This is a genomic window from Aliamphritea ceti, from assembly GCF_024347215.1.
Taxonomy (GTDB): Bacteria; Pseudomonadota; Gammaproteobacteria; order Pseudomonadales; family Balneatricaceae; genus Amphritea; species Amphritea ceti.
Genome location: NZ_AP025282.1, coordinates 2,336,256 through 2,354,875, shown reverse-complemented (window position 1 = coordinate 2,354,875; position 18,620 = coordinate 2,336,256). Strand labels below are relative to the sequence as shown.

At 46.6% G+C, this 18,620-nt stretch carries 15 protein-coding genes and 1 pseudogene; 4 read left to right on the top strand and 12 right to left on the bottom strand.

The features are described 5' to 3' along the window. Positions 1–61: 61 nt before the first annotated feature. Positions 62–2,275 (bottom strand): CHASE2 domain-containing protein, encoded by a 2,214-nt coding sequence (locus tag OCU49_RS10780; protein ID WP_261844989.1) that lies wholly within the window; start codon positions 2,273–2,275, stop codon positions 62–64. A gap of 179 nt (positions 2,276–2,454) precedes the next feature. Here OCU49_RS10780 and OCU49_RS10775 point away from each other — a divergent pair, with 179 nt between their 5' ends. Beyond that, positions 2,455–3,216 carry a 3',5'-cyclic-nucleotide phosphodiesterase gene (locus OCU49_RS10775; RefSeq protein ID WP_261844988.1) on the top strand — a complete coding sequence of 254 codons (762 nt, stop codon included), beginning with the start codon at positions 2,455–2,457 and terminating at the stop codon, positions 3,214–3,216. A gap of 95 nt (positions 3,217–3,311) precedes the next feature. On the opposite strand, the gene OCU49_RS10770 is transcribed toward OCU49_RS10775, so the two are convergent. From OCU49_RS10770 to OCU49_RS10745, 6 genes and pseudogenes are all read right to left on the bottom strand, one after another. Continuing rightward, entirely contained in the window at positions 3,312–5,186 is a 1,875-nt protein-coding gene (locus OCU49_RS10770; protein ID WP_261844987.1) for a FecR family protein, read from the bottom strand. A 9-nt stretch (positions 5,187–5,195) separates the two neighbouring features. Beyond that, positions 5,196–6,533: a porin family protein gene (locus OCU49_RS10765; RefSeq protein WP_261844986.1), complete on the bottom strand. Its 1,338-nt coding sequence runs from the start codon at positions 6,531–6,533 to the stop codon at positions 5,196–5,198. Positions 6,534–6,633: 100 nt separating this feature from the next. After that, the gene (locus OCU49_RS10760; protein ID WP_261845224.1) at positions 6,634–7,854 is read right to left on the bottom strand and encodes an FAD-dependent oxidoreductase; all 1,221 of its coding nucleotides are present in this window, start codon (positions 7,852–7,854) and stop codon (positions 6,634–6,636) included. After that, positions 7,843–8,004, bottom strand: a pseudogene (locus OCU49_RS23725) (rubredoxin); the annotation flags it as partial. The pseudogene OCU49_RS23725 and the gene OCU49_RS10760, both read right to left, overlap by 12 nt. A 218-nt stretch (positions 8,005–8,222) precedes the next feature. Next, a complete protein-coding gene (locus OCU49_RS10750) occupies positions 8,223–9,656 on the bottom strand; it encodes an aldehyde dehydrogenase family protein (RefSeq protein ID WP_261844985.1) in 1,434 nt (477 codons plus the stop codon). 25 nt (positions 9,657–9,681) lie between these two features. Next, entirely contained in the window at positions 9,682–10,863 is a 1,182-nt protein-coding gene (locus tag OCU49_RS10745) for an aromatic ring-hydroxylating oxygenase subunit alpha (protein WP_261844984.1), read from the bottom strand. A 363-nt stretch (positions 10,864–11,226) separates the two neighbouring features. Here OCU49_RS10745 and OCU49_RS10740 point away from each other — a divergent pair, with 363 nt between their 5' ends. Further along, complete coding sequence (locus OCU49_RS10740) at positions 11,227–12,123, top strand: LysR substrate-binding domain-containing protein (RefSeq protein ID WP_261844983.1); 897 nt, start codon at positions 11,227–11,229, stop codon at positions 12,121–12,123. Here the strand turns inward: OCU49_RS10740 and rfbD are convergent. From rfbD to rfbB, 4 genes are read right to left on the bottom strand one after another with little or no spacing between them, the layout of a single operon-like run. Further along, the gene (gene rfbD / locus OCU49_RS10735) at positions 12,120–12,998 is read right to left on the bottom strand and encodes a dTDP-4-dehydrorhamnose reductase (RefSeq protein WP_261844982.1); all 879 of its coding nucleotides are present in this window, start codon (positions 12,996–12,998) and stop codon (positions 12,120–12,122) included. The two genes, OCU49_RS10740 and rfbD, sit on opposite strands and share 4 nt — an antisense overlap. Beyond that, a complete protein-coding gene (gene rfbC, locus OCU49_RS10730) occupies positions 12,995–13,528 on the bottom strand; it encodes a dTDP-4-dehydrorhamnose 3,5-epimerase (protein ID WP_261844981.1) in 534 nt (177 codons plus the stop codon). Before rfbC ends, rfbD begins: the two co-directional genes overlap by 4 nt. Then, the gene (gene rfbA / locus OCU49_RS10725) at positions 13,528–14,409 is read right to left on the bottom strand and encodes a glucose-1-phosphate thymidylyltransferase RfbA (protein WP_261844980.1); all 882 of its coding nucleotides are present in this window, start codon (positions 14,407–14,409) and stop codon (positions 13,528–13,530) included. The genes rfbC and rfbA overlap by 1 nt, the downstream gene beginning before the upstream one ends. A 14-nt stretch (positions 14,410–14,423) precedes the next feature. After that, positions 14,424–15,488 carry a dTDP-glucose 4,6-dehydratase gene (rfbB, locus tag OCU49_RS10720; protein ID WP_261844979.1) on the bottom strand — a complete coding sequence of 355 codons (1,065 nt, stop codon included), beginning with the start codon at positions 15,486–15,488 and terminating at the stop codon, positions 14,424–14,426. Positions 15,489–15,650: 162 nt separating this feature from the next. On the opposite strand from rfbB, the gene OCU49_RS10715 reads away from it, so the two are divergent. Next, positions 15,651–15,965, top strand: coding sequence for a type 2 periplasmic-binding domain-containing protein (locus OCU49_RS10715; protein ID WP_261844978.1), 315 nt, complete (start codon positions 15,651–15,653; stop codon positions 15,963–15,965). An 81-nt stretch (positions 15,966–16,046) separates the two neighbouring features. Beyond that, positions 16,047–17,063, top strand: a complete 1,017-nt coding sequence (gene galE, locus OCU49_RS10710) for a UDP-glucose 4-epimerase GalE (RefSeq protein WP_261844977.1) — start codon at positions 16,047–16,049, stop codon at positions 17,061–17,063. 75 nt (positions 17,064–17,138) lie between these two features. Here galE and OCU49_RS10705 read toward each other — a convergent pair whose 3' ends face one another. Next, positions 17,139–18,563 (bottom strand): mannose-1-phosphate guanylyltransferase/mannose-6-phosphate isomerase, encoded by a 1,425-nt coding sequence (locus OCU49_RS10705; RefSeq protein ID WP_261844976.1) that lies wholly within the window; start codon positions 18,561–18,563, stop codon positions 17,139–17,141. Between the last annotated feature and the right edge of the window lie 57 nt (positions 18,564–18,620).

The window sequence follows — 18,620 nt, the reverse complement described above, 5'->3', positions numbered from 1 at the left end:
CCTAACCTGTCATCAGCAAAGGTCTATTTTTGCTGATGGCTTTTATCTTCGCTAACGGCTGTTATTTCTGCTGATGGCTATAAATACCATCCCATTTAGGCTCACCTGACTCGCGGCTTTCAGCAATACGCAGCAAATACATTTGCGCACAGTAATCGTCAGGATCAGTATCCAGATAACGTCTGAATGCCTGCTCTGCCGCCTCCCACTGCTGTTGCTGATATGCCCGAACACCTGAGTTAAACACCTCAACAGCTATCTTTTGATCAGCCGTTACCTGCACGTTTTTGCCAACCGGCTGATACAAATCGACGGCCTCAAACCGACCTTTCACCCGCACCCGGTCAATGTAGCGAAAACAATACTCAGGTACGTTTTTAGTCAGTTCGTCACTCACCAGCAGCGGACAGTTATAAAACTTAGTCAGGCCTTCCAGGCGGGAAGCCAGATTAACCGCATCACCCATCACGGTATAAGCCATGCGGAAACTTGAACCCATGTTACCGACGTTCATCTGGCCGGTATTAATTCCCATGCCGACGGACACTTCCGGTAAATCTTCCGCGAGCAACTGCCGGTTTAATTCAGGCATAACGTCCAGCATATCAAGTGCGGCCTGCAAGCTGTGGCGGGCATGGTAAGCATCATCCAGCGGCGCTCCCCAAAAAGCCATAACCGCGTCGCCGATATATTTATCTACTGTTCCACGCCGGTCGTGAATTTTCGCTGTCATCGCCGTCAGATAGATATTCATCATCCGGGTTAGCTGCTGCGGAGTAAGTTGCTCAGATAAACTGGTAAAATCCCTTATATCCGAGAAAAACACGGTCATTTCCCGACTTTCACCTGAAAGCTGCACCGTTTCGTTCTGAGCACTTAATTCTTCAACTACTTCCGGCGGAATGTACTGACCAAACTGTCCGGCTAATTTACGGATATTACGGGTTTCAAAAAAGTATCCTGTGGTTTGCTGAAACAGATACAGCAATGCAACCAGAAACAAGGTGTAACCCAACGGAATAACCCACTGCAAAGTCTGCCATGCATACAGATTAAAACCCGTCAGTGCCGCTATCCACAGCAGAGTTAAGAAGCTTGAAACCAGCACAGAAGTACGTGGAATCAATAAAGATAAAAGAATGCCACTCAATAGCACCTGTAATAACTCAACACCTAAAGTGTAATCCGGTTTGTGATTAATCCGTTCATCCAGAATGCCGGCAATTATATTGGCATGCACTTCAACACCTGCATAACGGCTGCCTACAGGCGTTACCCTTAAATCGAGTAACCCGGCAGCGCTGGTTCCCACCAGCACGATTGCACCTTCCAGTGTGTCTGTATTCGCGCGGCCATTAATTACATCAGTAGCGGATACATACGGAAAGCTACCCTGGCGGCCCCGGTATGGCACCAGCACAGAACCTCCGCGGTCTACCGGAATACTGATACCTGCAGCATCTACCGCCACCAGCACAGCATTCGAACCATTAGCATCTGATTCAAGAACGGGGGTAACCTGACGCTCTTCAAACAGCGCTAAGGTCATCGCCAACGCCAGCGATGGATAATATTGTGACTGGTATTCCTGTAGCAGGGGCACCCGGCGATATACACCATCAGCATCTACTCTGGGATTATCAATAAAACCATTCCAGACACTGCTGCTCTGCAGTTCATTCAGGCTGGCAACGACACCGCTGGCTCTGGGCACTGGTACATCGGCCAGTAACACATCATCCGTCACCGGCAGGCCAGGGCTGCCCACCTGTAATTGCTGAGCACTGCGATCAAATACATAGCCCAGCACTACAGGCCGTTCAGCCAGCGCTGCCGCAAACCGGTGATCAGGGTTTAGCTCTGCTAACTGGCTGCGAAGTTGATTACCCTGTAGCGATGGCTGGCTTTCCAGCCATTGTTCCAGTGCTTCCATAGGAATATTGGTGTCAGCTTCTGCAAACAGCATATCAAAGCCAACAATGGCTACACCGTAGTCATCAAATAACCGGTTAAGCATTTCTGCCAGTGTATAGCGGCTCCATGGCCAGCGGCCCTGCTCTGCCAGGCTGGCTTCATCAATATCAATGATAACTATACGGGGGTCCTGCTCCTGCTCCATAAACTGACGGAGCCGCAGGTCATAAAGATCAGACTCAAAGCGCTCAAGCAATACCGGACGGTTATCAAGAATGAGCGGTAATAACATCAGCAGAGTTACCAATAAACCAAGCCCGCTTCGTACGGACCGCTGCCCAAATGTAAACCGACCAATCATAAGCAGACTGCTCCTCTGGTGGCAGTATTGTCATTGCGGGTAATCCCGTGCTGTTGGTGCATAGTATTATTGCCCGATATTTTGTATCGTTGAAATCAAACTCTTCTGCTGATTCAGTCACTTAACTCAAACGATCAGCAGTTGTTATTTTTACCGGTCATAACGGAACAGGTGATCAGATGAAGTTAGACATCCTCGGTTGTAGCGGCGGCATTGGCAAAGGACTCAAAACAACCACCTTTCTGGTTGATGACACTCTGCTTCTCGATGCCGGTACCGGGGTTGAATCCCTAACTCTTGAGCAAATGCTAAAGATCCGCACCGTTCTGATCACTCACGCCCATGTAGATCACATCACCGGCTTACCGCTGATGCTGGCAACTATCTTCGACCAACATCAGGCCCCTGTTGATGTATATGCCCTTCCCGAAGTTATCGATGCCTTACAAAAACACATCTTTAACTGGGTTATCTGGCCGGACTATACCTGTCTGCCAGAAGCAACGCCTATCCTCAGGCTACATACTGTCAATGTTGGCGACATACTCCAGCTTGAACACAAAAGCATTGAGGTATTACCTGCTGAGCATCCAACGCCGACCGTTGGTTATCTGCTTGCTTCTGATTCTGCCAGCTTCGCATTCAGCGGCGACAGCGGGTGTAACGATGCGCTCTGGCCGATCCTTAACGAGAAACAGCCTAATCTGCTTATCATCGACGTATCTTTTACCGATGATGTCGATGAACTGGCTAAACTCAGCGGCCACCTGACACCTTCTCACCTGGCTCAGCAGCTTGACCTGTTAACTCATCAGTGCCCGGTTATGATCACTCACCTCAAACCAGGGTTTGAAGATGAAATCATGGATCGCTGCCTGACACTTCTGCCTGAAAAGGATCTGCGTAAACTGCAGCATGGCGTTCTTCAATTACCGTTATAAACTATCTGGTTATCCAGCTATCTGATTTTCTAGTTACCTGGCCAGCAGCATTATTAGGCTGACCTTAAATAAGCCTAATAAACTGGCTTTGCAATTTACGGTGCTAAACCATTATTTTGTAATAAAGCAGTACCCGATACAGTCGCAGTCGTACCGCCAGGTGTAACACCACTGGCACCGTAAGAGGTAACGGCACCATCTGCCTGACCACCAATAAAGTTAACTGACATTTGCCCGGAAAGCGTCGTATCTGTCTCTACATTCGTACAGGTGCTTCCGGAACATGTTCCTGTCAACGATACCTGGCTACCATTCAGTACAGCACTCAGATCAACTTGGCTGGAATCCTCTAATTTATATGTTCTGATATCTGTACCATCATGAATTTGTGCAACAACAGAGGTTTGCGAAATTTTCTGCGTATCCCAGTCAACGACCATGTAGGTGCCGTAATAAAGCTGCCCAGCAGCCTTGGAAACACTGTTATCACCATAACCAATCAGGCTACCGGTACTGCCATTTTCTATCTGTGGCGCAGTCATCGATTGTGAGCCCGGCGAGAAACTGTACAGATAAGACCCTGTCTTCCCTGCGATAACTGTTGCCATCTCTGCAGCAGTCGTCATGCTGTTAGCGTACATAAAGCTAAAGCCACCGGATGTTTCAGTCGCCACACCATTTTCAATCAGCGAGAAACCTGAATCCCAACGGCCCCAGGACACCTTCACGCCTCCCAATGTAGTACTTCCTGCTGCCCGAACTACGCCTAATGAAGACGGGCTGGTAAAGGTACAAGGTGAACATGGCGCAGACGATCGGCCAGTGCTATCAACATAGTTGATACCCGTAACAACATCACCACTTGAACCGCTACTGTCTATCATCACTGTAGAGCCGCTAGCGACAGGTACACTGCCGTTACCACTGCGCAATACACCGGCTTCGCTTTCAGTGAATGCAACTGCAACTACACTGTTATCCGGCGCCAGCACACCATTCCCCGTTGGGTTAGGTGCAATACTGGGGTTTGTCTGGGTATTGCTTTCCTGAGGGTCAGTTGCCGGTATGCTGGTATCTGGCAGCAAGGCTGAATCAGTATTAATGTTAAGTGATACCTCGCTAGTCTCAGTGCTCTCGCCAGATACCAGAACTCCTGAACCTGTAGCGGATGCTGTCTGCGAACCATCTGTATCTTCGTTAGAGTTCTGACCGTTAGCATCGTCGGATCCTGCCTGATCATCCCCGTCTGCAGAGCCTTCGTCTGTATCTTCCTCAGAGCTTTGTTCAGATTCTTCCGTTTCTTCAGAATCACCTTCTGCAGCAGAACCTTCTCCTGTTTCTGAAGTTGCCGGGGTTTCAAATACCTGAATAGCACCTTCAGTCTGGATCACAAAAGACTCGCCCGCGGCTATATTCTCGGTTCTGGAGCCATCAATACCCGCAACATTTATCTCACCACTGTTAACCGAACCTGTAACTGAATCACCATTTTTAACGATGACAAAATCTGTACCGCGAATACCGATCGTGGCGACGGTCGTCTCCAGCCGGTAATCTTCTTTATCAACCTTACCAATCTGGCCAGATAAAGTTCTCATGCCACCTTTTAACAACTTATAAATAGCCTTGCCCTCAGTAGGCTCAGCAGCATCAAAGCGGTATTCGGTAATCTTAAATTCAGAACTGGCCCGGAGCGATAAACGTGAGCCATCAGTAAAACGTATCTGTAGCCGCCCTTTAGCGCTGGTTGCAAGCAAATCGTCGGCATACACCTCCGCCTTACGGGCAAGTTTACGTACCTGACCATCAGGAGTTGTCGCCTGATTCTGGCCAATACTAAGAATTACCTTACCTACTACATCAGCGGCACTGGCCGGAAAAGCAGCCAGCAGAATCGCCAGCATGAAGGAAAGGGGTAATAGCAAACGTCGGCCATAAGGCGCTTGCGTTACTGCTGTTGCATATAACATGTCGCCACCTCACTTAAAATCCCGGCGCAGGCCTAAATTAATCTGCTCTCGCCGGTAATCATTCAGTTCAATGTTTGAATTAGCATCGGCATAGCTGTAAGTGGCCAACAACGACCAGTCAGGCTTGAACCGCCAATTCATACTTAGATTTAACGCGGCATACTTGTCTTTACGTTTAACACCGTAAATCCAGTGCGCCCCCGCATATTCACTTACCTGATATACCAGACTCGGCATCAGTGTAAGGTCTTGCATCGGTGTCAGCTGTACGCCCAGACTCACACCGTAAAAGTCCCGGTCGACATCAGCATTCGCCAACACCCCCGGATTATCTGGTTTCTCGTTACCGATAAAACCGCCTAAAACATACACCGGCTTTAACTCACCATCACCGGCATACAGATAATTGGTCCCTAAACTGTACTGGCGAGAATCTCTCCAGCTTGTAGTGTCATAATCAAGATCATTAACGGCAAAATAAGAGCGCAGTAAACTGCGGTTACTCAACTGATGGTTCCAGTCGAAGCCGACACCCAGCAGGTTTCTGTATGACTTCTGATCCAGCCGATAATCCTGACGAACAAGGTTTATCTGGTATTGGTTATTATCCTGATACCAGCGATGACCAGCTTTTAAAGTCAGATTAGAGTTATCCTGCTGATCTTCAGTGTTATAGCTGCGGACATCAAAACGGGTTTCAAGAATCAGTGATTTGTCTTCGGCATAACGGTGCTCTACATCCAAACCTGCTTTTAGTGCAGCAAATGAATCATCCCGCCCTAAGGCATCATTACTCAGTACCACACGGGTTAACTGGCTGTCTGGCGCAGCGTTTATATTAGAATCGTAACCGGCATAGAGTTCGATAAAACCCTGTACCCGGGTAAAGCGGTTAACCCGTTTTGCTTCGATCAAAGCAAGATACCGATCGATGCGGGTCGCTACTCTTGGAGGTGGCTGGTTAGCTTTAACGGCATTAAACATAGCTGCAGACTGATCAAACTTTCGCTGCTGGTAATAACCACGGGCAAGTTCAAGTTTGGCTAGCTGGTTATCTGGCTCAACAAGCAAGACACGCTCTAATGCGAAGACCCCTTCTTCAAGGTTAAAGGTCTCAATGGCAGCTACTGCATACTGAACATCGAATACAGGGTCACCTTCATGTTCAGCCAGCATTGTGTTGGCTAACTCATAGGCTTTGCCATACTGGCCAGCATCAATAAATTCAGAGAGTTCTTCAAGTGAGGCAGAACAAAGACTGCTGAACAGACAGGAAGCAGTCAGCACAATCCCCGGAAGAAAAGGTTTAACAAACTGTTTGTGAAAGAAAAAAGGAAACAATCTCACGCATGCATCCTGTAGCTCAAAGATTACCCTTAACACTAGCAATCAGAAAGCTACAAGACCATGCAGTAGAACACCACATTGGGTAGCAAAATCAATCAGTTCAGATTAGCTGATCAAGCCATTGCTGACGTTCAGACGTACAGCTACCAGCCAATACAAAACCTTTAAGCATACCTGCAGAATCACGGAACAAACTGCGCATACCGTCATCTGTCGTTTCAGTCTGCCAGTCACCTTCACTGCCAACTTCCGGAGACTGAATCGTTAATGGTAATGCAGGGGTTTTAACCACAACTGGCATATAAGGATACTGTGCCATCGTCGGCCGTCCTAGCAGGCAATCTGCCAGTGCACGTACACCAAAGTTAATCGGCGCAATATAAGGCAGTACTTTGCCCTGCAGTTCAGCACAGTCACCCAAAGCATACACATCTGCTACGTTAGTCCGTAATCCGCCATTCACCTTTACGCCACGATTACAGTCAATGCCTGCAGTTTGTGCCAGTTCAGTGCGTGGCTTAAGACCTACGGCGGATATCACCAGATCAGCTTCAACTTTTACACCACTGGTTAGCGTTAACAGATAACCGGAATCAGCCTGATCAACAATCTCAACGCTGTCCTGTAGCTGCCAGTTAACACCTTGCTCTGCCAGCTTAGACTGAAGCTGCTCACCTACCTGCTGCGGTATCAGGCCTTGCATTGCCCAGTCACCCAGACCAACAACCGTTACATTCAGCCCCTGATTACTCAGGTCATTAGCAAACTCACAGCCGATTAAGCCATTACCAATAATGCAGACTTTCTTTGCCCCTTCCAGCTGAGCACGCATCACCCGGTAATCACCTAAATCATTCACACTCAGAACATCTGCTGCGCCACTGCCTGCCAGCGGTAAACGAATTGGCGCCGCGCCAGTGGCCAGTATCAGTTTGCTATACGCTTGCTCACCAATATCGGTGTGCAATAAATGCGCGTCAGCATCAATACGCTCAACCTGAACACGGGTATAAATACGGATATTAAGACGTTTTTCAATTTGCAATGCAGTTTCAGTTACCAACTGTGCTGCACTCTTGCCTCGGGTCAGTGCATTCGAGAGGCCAGGTTTAGAGTAGTTAGCGCCGTCATCAGACGTGAAAACAATGATTGGCTTCTGCGGTGATTTTTCGCGTAGCGTCTCTGCAAGTGTGTAACCCGCAAAACCACTGCCAACAATAACAACTGGTGGCTCGTCGTTCAGTACCGCAGCAATAGGCGCATCAGAAACGGATTCAGCAACAGAAGAAGTAGCTACAGGGGATTCAGTGATTTCGATCATTTCGAAGTCAGCTTTGCCAACGCCACAATCGGGACAAAGCCAGTCATCAGGCACATCTTCCCAGCGGGTTCCCGCCATAATGCCATCATCAGGCCAGCCTTTGGCCTCATCATAAATTAAACCACATACCACACAGAGCCATTTTCTCACGCGCTACTCCTCTCCCCGGAAACGATTGTTTCCTCTGATTAAAACCAACAAAAAGCAGATGCGCCAGTTAAAACACAATCTGCTTTGAATTCATTACAAAGCCACTTAGCAGCTTTTTAGATAAAACAGCCCAATGAATAACTAATTTTCACCGGGTTCTTTTATCAGGACTGTTTATCAGGGCTGTTCATCATGCCCTTTCTTCAAGCCCCATTTTTTCAGGTCACTCGAATAGCAACGTTCTTAGTATGAACATAGCTATACAATGCTTCCTGGCCTTTTTCACGACCGTAACCAGACATTTTGATACCACCAAAAGGTGTTTCAATGCCACCTGCATACCACTCGTTCACAAACACCTGCCCCGCCTGCAACTTACGGCTGGCACGCATTGCGCGAGTTAGGTCATGAGTGAATACACCGGCGACTAAACCGAAGTCTGTGCCGTTGGCCAGTTCCCAGGCTTCTTCTTCTGTATCGAATGGCGTAATGGCCAATACCGGGCCAAATACTTCATCACGGAAGATGCTCATCTCAGGCGTAACATCTGCAAATACTGTTGCTTCGAAGAAATAACCGGCACGGTCAGGAATACTACCGCCTGTTACTAACCGGGCGCCTTCATCTTTAGCGCGCTCAACAATACTGGCAACCCGCTGTTGCTGGTCAGCTGACACCAGCGGCGTCAGATCTGAATTCTCCATGCCAGGGCCCATACGTAAACTCTGAGCTAAATCTTTAACTGCTGCCACAACCTGATCATATACATCACGCTGCACCAGCATTCGGGACATAGCTGAGCAAACCTGACCAGCATTAAAGAAGATGCCCCACTTCACACTGCTCAGCAGCTGATCCATGTTTACATCGTTAAACACAACCGCGGCAGACTTACCGCCAAGCTCCATTACACAAGGCAGAGCACGGTCTGCAGCAGAACGCAGAATCGCCTGGCCAGTTGCAACAGAACCAGTAAAGACAATCTGATCAACCCCCGGATGGGCCACCAGCTGTGCGCCGGTGCTATAGCCATAACCGTTGATAATGCTTAGAGCACCATCTGGCAATCCGGCACGCTGGCAAGCTTCCGCCAGTAACAACATAGCTAAAGGCGTGTTCTCCGGTGTTTTAACAACAACCGCGTTACCAGCCGCCAATGCTGGCGCCAGTGAACGGGCGCAAATATCAACCGGGAAATTCCACGGAACTATTTGGGCAGAAACGCCAATTGGCTCGTAGTAGGTAAAATCGACATAGTCGTTGCCTAATGGAATAGACTTACCTTCAATCTTGTCCGCCATACCCGCGTAATATTCGAAATAACGCGCGGCTGTGGTGAACTCACCCATGGCATCGTCCAATGACTTACCGCTTTCCTGAACCAGCAAAGCAGCACCACGTTCCGCCAGCGCATGAATTTCACCGGCAATACGGTAAAGGATATCGGCCCGCTGTGCAGGCCTGCAGTCAGTCAGTACACCACTGGCGACACACGCACGGGCAGCGGTTACTGCCCGGTCAATGTCAGCCTCATTCGCTGCGGCCATACTGGCAAATACTTCACCATTAGCTGGATCAAGCACGTCGATAGTTTCGCTGCCATCAACCCACTCGCCGGCAATGAAATTCTGCCAGTTTTTTTGTTCTGTCATGTATTACTCCAGTCTGTCTGAAGGCTTACGCCATAGACTCAGCATAACGGTTAGCGACCCACTGATGGAAATGATGCGTTGGTCCGTCTAATACTGGTGAAAATACGCCGCCCTGGAATGCCGGAGACTTACGACCATTCTGCATACCTTCTACAGCAAATACGTCTTCCCCAAATACAACCTTCCAGCTTTCCAGCACGGATGAACGGCAAGCAGCGTACTTATCGCCACAAGCTTCATCGCCCACATAGGCTAGCTGCAGTTTCTCCAAAGTCTCGTTGTTTGCCTTTGGCTGAAGAATAATTGAGAACACGTGATCAGCCTGTACGCCTAACAGTACGTTCGGGTACAAGGAAATATACTCAGCCTGACGGATCTTATCCTGTGGCCAGTCAGTAAACTGCGGCAAGCTTGTGCCAGCAACATCAGACAGGTTATAGGTGTAACTGCCCTGGCCAGACATGTCGTCATTTACAATCAGGTTGTAATGCTGATCCAGCGGCGAATACGTATTCAGGCTTGGGTGAACCCATGGTAGATGATAAGCCTCGCAGTAGTTCTCTACCGCCAGCTTCCAGTTCGCCATTACAGTCAGCTCCATAGCACTGCCCGTTGGCGCAACACTTACCTTGTCAAAACCGCCCTTGCCGGTGAACTCTTCCCAGCGCTGTACCAGTGGCGAAATGTAGTCTTCAAAAGCAATGCCTTCACCGGACAGATTAATAAATATGATGTCGTTCCACATGGCCGAACGGACCTTACGTAAGCCGTGCTTCTCACACACAAAGCCTTCCGCCTTATGTACACCAACACCGCCAATGTGTGGCGTGCCCTTAAGGTTACCGTTCAGATCATAGGTCCAGGAGTGATACGGGCAACGCACCATACCTTCTACTTCAGTTTCTTCACGCAGCAGAATCATGCCGCGGTGGCTACAGACGTTATGAAATACGTTAATTTCGCCATCACGGTTACGCATGATCGCCAGTGGCAGGCCCATAAAATCGACCGGCTTTGCGAAGCCTTTTTTAGGCAATTCGCTACCGAATGCCAAGCCCGCCCAGGTTTTACCCAGAACATTATCGCGCTCGTATTCAAACATAGCGGGGTCATCATAAACCGCGTTAGGCATGCCGCTCGCATCAGCAATAGGTTTATGGACGGCGTCCAGAGTAGCCAGAGGGATTTTCAGCATTGAATCAGTCATAAGTGTGCTCTCAAAAGGAACCGGCAAACAGACTACAACCGGTGGATTCTTATTCTCAGGCATCATGTTGAGTCTCGCAGTGTTGCGCTGCTGTTTAACGACTCTCATAAATACCCTGTTTATCCCTCAATAGTAGCGGCGCACCCGGAAAGCTGACAAACGACTTTTCGGTCGCCGATTCATTACAAAATGTAATGCATTAAGAACAAGATTGAAAAAACCTTAAAAACTCACTAAATTGCCTGATAATAAAAGAATATGTAGCGAAAATTCTGCTTAAAGCTCAACACCTTTAAACCGGCTTAAAGCTTAAAATCGCCATTATCTATTACAAAAAATAACAATAAGAGCCAACAAATACCTATGCGTATTACTCCCCTGCCACCGCTCAACAGCCTGGTTGTATTTGAGTCTTCTGCCCGCCACCTGAGCTTCACGCGGGCCGCCGATGAACTCAACGTTACCCAGGGCGCCGTCAGCCGTCAGATTCGTCACCTAGAAGACTATCTCGGCCGTAAGTTGTTTATCCGCGATAAACGCAGCCTGACTCTGACGAATACAGGCGCTGAATATTACGACAGTATCCAACAATCTCTGTTACTGGTTGCAGGTGCCACCGGTAACATTCTGCAATGGCAGGGTGATCAGCAGGTAACGGTAGTAACGACCCATGCTATGGCGTCCTTCTGGTTACTGCCCCGCTTCAACGCCTTTCAGGAGTTACATCCGGACATAGATGTACGCATACTGGCGGTCGACTCCCTGAAAGACATCCGCCACAATGAATTCGATATCGCGCTGTTCTTCTGCCACGAAACGCCGGCAGACCTGAACGCAACACCATTATTTGCCGAAAACGTATTCCCGGTATGCAGCCCCGGCTATCTTGAAAAGAACCCGCATATCCAGGCAACTGAAGACATGCTAAAAGGCACACTACTAACACTGGAAGTGGGTGAAGAATGGCTCAGCTGGCAAGCATGGTTCCGCGCCTGCAATATTGAATACAAAGCTGACGCTGGCCCACGGATGAACATCAATAACTACCTACTGGTAATACAATCCGCGCTCAATGGTCAGGGCCTGGCACTTGGGTGGGAAAATTTGGTAGATGATTATCTGGCCAGCGGCCTGCTGATTAAACCGGTTAGCAGCAGTGTAGAAACCACCTCCCAGTTTTTAATGCTTGAACCTGAGCAGACAGCTCGGCCAAAACAAGGTGCTGAGTATTTCAGGAAATGGCTTCTTTCACTAATTTAGAGCTTAGGAATCACAATCCGTAAGCGCTCTTTCCAATCAGACAACTCTACTGATAACGCTTCAGCTTTAGCGCAATCAAGTACCGAAAAAAGAGGCCTAACAGCAGGTGTTGGATATTCCGATGTCGGTATACCGTTTAAGATTGGAGATACCGACTGTTTACCTTCAGCAACTGCTGTATTAAAAATTTGACGCGCAAATTCCCACCAGCTGACAGCAACATCTCCACAATAATGGTAAATACCCCACCCTTCATCATTTTGCTTAGCAGCCAAATGCAAAATATAGGCTGCTTCAGCAATATCACCGGCATATGTGGGGCATCCAAACTGATCATTTACAACTCTCAATTGATCTCTATCACGACCTAAGCGCAACATAGTTTTAACAAAGTTATTACCATACTCGCTAAAAACCCATGAGGTTCTTAATATAAGAAACCGTTCTAGTTTTTCTGCCAGTAGTAATTCGCCTTGAAGTTTTGTAACGCCATATACACTCATTGGGGCTGTACTATCGGATTCTTTATAAGCAGAAGACGAAACACCATCGAAAACATAATCTGTCGATATATGAATCAACACAGCATTATTAATATCACACCATTCTGCCAACAAGCCTGGTCCTTCGACGTTTACAGCAGTAGCGACTTCCTGCTCTGCCTCAGCCTTATCAACGGCAGTAAAAGCTGCTGCATTCAGCACTACAGTGGGTTTAATCTGATCTAACTGCGACATCACTTGCAATCTGTCAGTTACATCTAGTTCGGAAGAGCTCAGAGCTACAAATTTAATCCCCTTCGCTTTGAATAAATCTTGCGCACAGCTACCAAGCTGCCCATTAGCCCCCGTAATTAGCCACTTATCAGTACTCATAGGTCAGCTAGCCGCTTACCTAGAAGGTCCTTCGATGAAAGTAACGGTTGATCTACAACAGGCCATTCAACACCTACAGTAGGATCATCCCAAGATAAACAACCTTCATCTAGCGGATCATAGTAATCTGTGCATTTGTACTCAAAATCTGCGACATCAGACAACACTAAAAAACCATGCGCCAATCCAGGAGGAACCCAGAACTGACGCTTATTATCTTCTGTTAAAATCACACCTTCCCACTGTCCATAGGTTGGTGAATCTCGGCGAATATCAACAGCAACATCAAACACTTCACCACGAACAACTCTAACTAACTTGCCCTGCGGTCTCTTGTGCTGAAAATGCAAACCACGCAAAACCCCCTTACTGGACCTAGAATGATTATCCTGAACAAAACTAAGTTCTGAACCAATTAACTCTGCATATCGATTTTCTCGAAACGTCTCCAAAAAAAAACCACGGTCATCACCAAAAACCTTTGGTTCTATAATCACTGCATCTTGTATAGACGTTTTTAAAACGTTCATTATTTTCCGTTCCCAATCAGTGAAAATAGGTATTGACCATAGTTCGTTTTAGCTAGCTTTTCTGCTTGCATAGCCAGCCGTGATTCGTCTATCCAGCCATTCTGATAAGATATTTCTTCTAGACAGGCAATTTTAAAGCCTTGTCTCTTTTCAACAGTCTGAACAAACATACTTGCATCAATCAATGAGTCATGTGTTCCAGTATCTAGCCAGGCAAAGCCGCGACCAAGCATCTCGACATTAAGATCCCCGCGATTTAAATAAGCGTTATTAACATCTGTAATCTCTAACTCACCACGTAAAGAAGGTTTAATAGATTTAGCAATTTCAATGACATCATTGTCATAAAAATACAAACCAGTAACTGCATAATTTGATTTAGGGCTTAGAGGCTTCTCCTCAATACTCAGAGCTTTGCCATCATCACAAAACTCAACTACACCAAACCGCTCCGGATCACTTACATGATAACCAAATACAGTTGCACCATTTTCTCTGGTAACCGCGGATTTAAGCTTATCGCTAAAGTGCTGACCATAAAAAATGTTATCTCCAAGAACAAGAGCAACATGATCTTCATTAATGAACTTTTCACCAATCAGGAATGCCTGAGCAAGCCCATCAGGTGTAGGCTGAACTTCATAACTAAAATCAACACCAAACTGGCTACCGTCACCAAGCAAACGTTTAAAACCAGGCATGTCCTCAGGCGTTGAAATTATTAAAATTTCACGAATACCAGACAACATCAAAACCGAAATTGGATAATAGATCATCGGTTTATCATAAATAGGTAACAGTTGTTTTGATGTACCTAAAGTGATGGGGTGCAAACGAGAACCTGAACCACCGGCTAAAATAATACCTTTGTACTTAGTCATACTTAATCCAAAAATTAAACACTGCCTAAACGATCAAGACGATAATCACCGTTAAGAACTTTTTCCCACCACCAACTATTTTCCAGGTACCAACAAACTGTTTTCCTGATACCAGTTTCAAAAGTTTCTTCCGGGAGCCAACCTAGCTGTTCAGCTATTTTAGAAGCGTCAATCGCATAACGTACATCATGACCAGGACGATCATTAACGAACTCTATTAAGTCTCTATACTGATTGATGCCCTCTGGTTTACCAGGCACCATTTCCTCAAGCAATTCACAAATTGTCTCTACAATTTCTATGTTCTGCTTTTCATTATGACCACCGATGTTATAAGTTTCACCAAGCTTTCCGTTCATCAAGACTGTTACAAGTGCCCTTGCATGATCTTCAACATACAACCAGTCCCGTACTTGCTTGCCATCGCCATATACAGGTAAAGCCTTACCACTTAACGCATTTAGAATTACATGAGGAATCAATTTTTCAGGGAAATGATAAGGACCGTAATTATTTGAACAATTTGTCAAAAGAATCGGAAAGCCATAAGTCCGCCCCCACGCTCTTACTAAATGATCTGAACTTGCTTTACTGGCCGAATATGGGCTGCTGGGCGCATAAGGTGTTTCTTCAGTAAATAGGTCTTCAGTACCTTCAAGGTCACCATAGACTTCATCCGTAGACACATGATGAAATCGAAACGCGTCTTTTTTTTGCCTATCCAGTACTGACCAATACTCACGTGCGACCTCTAACAACACGCAAGTACCTACAACATTGGTATGAATAAATGCCGCAGGCCCATCAATAGAGCGGTCAACATGGCTTTCAGCAGCTAAATGCATGACATCAGTCGGTTTAAACTCATCAAAAACTTTTTCCAGTGCTGCTTTATCACAGATATCTACACCAAAAAACTGATACTTTTGCGAGTCACTAATCTCATTTAATGAATCCAAATTACCTGCATATGTAAGTTTATCAACATTAGCCACAAAGTTGTCTGTAGATTTGATTAAATATCGAATAACTGCCGAGCCTATAAAGCCAGCCCCACCGGTTACGATAATACGACGCATATTAAGTCCTTATACAACTGTCACATAGAAGAATAAATCTGGAGTTTTTCGTCTTATGTCTCAATCCTGCTATCACCAATTCAAACGATGAAAGTATACTGGACTATTGCAGCTGAACATAGCAACCACTCACTACAATGAGACTAGAAAGCATAGCTAATTTTGATAGTCGATGAAGAATGGCTCAGCTGGCAAGCCTGGTTCCGCGCCTGCAATATTGAATACAAAGCCGACGCTGGCCCACGGATGAACATCAATAACTACCTGTTAGTAATTCAGTCCGCGCTCAATGGTCAGGGCCTGGCACTTGGGTGGGAAAACCTGGTAGATGACTATCTGGCCAGCGGCCTGCTGATTAAACCGGTTAGCAGCAGTGTAGAAACCACCTCACAGTTTTTAATGCTCGAACCTGAGCAAACAGCCCGGCCGAAACAAGGTGCTGAGTATTTTAGAAAGTGGCTACTATCGTTGATATAACAATTATCAGGCATGTAAAACCCCTGTATAATTTGCCAATCTTTACATGGATATTACCCGTTCAATCTAAAAGGACTCATCATGACAATTCTGGTTACCGGCGGCGCCGGTTACATTGGCAGCCACACCTGTATCGAACTGATCGAAGCTGGCTATGATGTACTCATCTTAGACAACTTTTGTAATTCAAAACCAGAAGTACTCAATCGTATAGAAACTATATGCGGCCCCCCCCCAGCATTGGTTGAAGGTGATGTTTCCGATGCGAGTTTACTGAATACAGTATTCAGTCAGAACAACATTGAAGCGGTTATACACTTTGCAGGGTATAAAGCGGTCGGTGAGTCTGTAGAAAAACCAATCAACTACTATCAGAACAATGTAGCTGCCTCACTGCTTCTGTTTGCAGCAATGACCGAAGCTAACTGTAAGAACCTGGTATTCAGCTCTTCTGCCACCGTCTATGGCGACCCGGCTTCCCTACCGATAACTGAAGACTTCCCACTATCAGCAACCAATCCTTATGGTCAGTCAAAGCTGATGATCGAGAACATCCTTCGGGATATCTCAGTTTCAGACGACCAGTGGAATACAGCTATCCTGCGTTACTTTAACCCCGTTGGCGCCCATAAAAGCGGCCTGATTGGTGAAGATCCAAGCGGAATACCAAATAACCTGATGCCCTATGTAGCACAGATAGCCAGTGGCAAGCTTGAGTGCCTAAGTGTTTTCGGTGATGACTACCCAACTCCAGATGGCACAGGTGTGCGCGACTACATTCACGTGGTCGACTTAGCTCGCGGACACCTTGCTGCGTTGTCGAAGATAACGAGTAAAGAAAGCAATCATCAATGCAAAGAATATAATCTGGGTACGGGTAACGGAAATTCAGTACTTGAAATTGTGAATGCGTTTTCAAAAATATCAAAACAGCAAATCAATTACAAAGTCGCTCCAAGAAGAGCCGGAGACATTGCAGAGTGCTACGCTTCTGTTACTTACAGCAAAGAGCAACTAGGCTGGCAAGCTGAGCATGATCTAACAGATATGATCAGTGACCACTGGAACTGGCAAAAGCAGAATCCACTAGGCTATTAATAAACGTTTACTAATAACCGGATTACTAATAAAAAAGCTAATAAAACAGCCGCATATGCGGCTTTTTTTGTCTGATCAGTTTCGCCCGTATAAGTCTTCAAATCTGACGATATCATCTTCACCGAGATAAGACCCGGACTGAACCTCAATCAGTTCTAATGGAATCATCCCCGGGTTTTCAAGGCTGTGAGTAACGCCAATAGGAATGAAGGTTGACTCATTTTCGCCAACTAAGAATGTCTGATCACCATTCGTAACTTTTGCAGTCCCGGATACAACAATCCAGTGCTCTGCCCGGTGGTGATGCATCTGTAAGCTCAGCTTTGCACCTGGGTTAACCGTAATACGCTTTACCTGATAGCGTTCGCCGTTATCAATGGAATCGTACTTACCCCAAGGGCGATACACTTTACGATGCTGATGGTGCTCACTGCGCCCAGACGCTTTAATCTCAGCAACAATGCTTTTTACATCCTGCACTTTATCTTTACTGGCAACCAGCAAAGCATCAGGGGTATCAATAACCACAAGATCATCAACACCAAGCGTTGTTACCAAACGGTCTTGCGAATATACGTAACTGCCTGAAGTATCTTTGAGGACAGTCTCCCCTGCGCCAGTAACCGCATTACCATCGACATCCTTATCAGAGATTTCCCAAAGCGCAGACCAACTGCCGACATCACTCCAACCAGCATCAAGCGCTGTCATTACAACTGAATCACCAGCAGCACACAAAGGTTCCATCACGGCATAGTCGATAGACTCATCCGGACAAGCCTCAAACGCAGCCTTATCAACCCGGATAAAATCCATGTCATGGGAAACATCAGCCATTGCAGCATTACATGCCTGGGTAATATCCGGCCGATATCGGTTTAGTTCTTCCAAATACCGATCGGCACATACCATGAACATACCACTGTTCCAGAAATAACCATCCTCAATATACTGGCAGGCAGTTTGAGCATCTGGCTTTTCAACAAACTCAGCGACTTGCTGTATATCCGAGCCAGAACTTGCAGGCTTAATATAACCGTAACCCGTAGCAGGCTCAGTAGGCACAATACCTAATGTGCCAAACTTACCGTCACATACTTCTGGCAATAGTCGTTGAACTGCCGCCTGAAAAGCTGCAGTGTCTTCGATAACATGATCAGCCGCTAAAACTAACAGTACAGCCTGATCAATACCGGATGCTTTAGCACTCGCATGCTGAGCAGCCAATGCAATCGCCGGCGCAGTATTACGTCCGGCAGGCTCAAGTAAAATATCAGCACTGGAACCCAACTGACGCATTTGCTCAGCCACCAAAAACCGATGCTCTTCATTACAGATAACCATTGGCTTATGAAATTGCATGCCTTGCAAACGATCACAAGTCTGCTGAAGCATTGTCAGTTGACCTGAGAGTGCAAAGAATTGCTTTGGGAAAGCAGTACGGGATAACGGCCATAATCGGGTACCCGAGCCTCCTGCTAAAATTACCGGAACAATCATAGGAATTCTCTACTCGTCTCATCAGGCTAATAGCTATACGTATTAAGTCGAAGATTC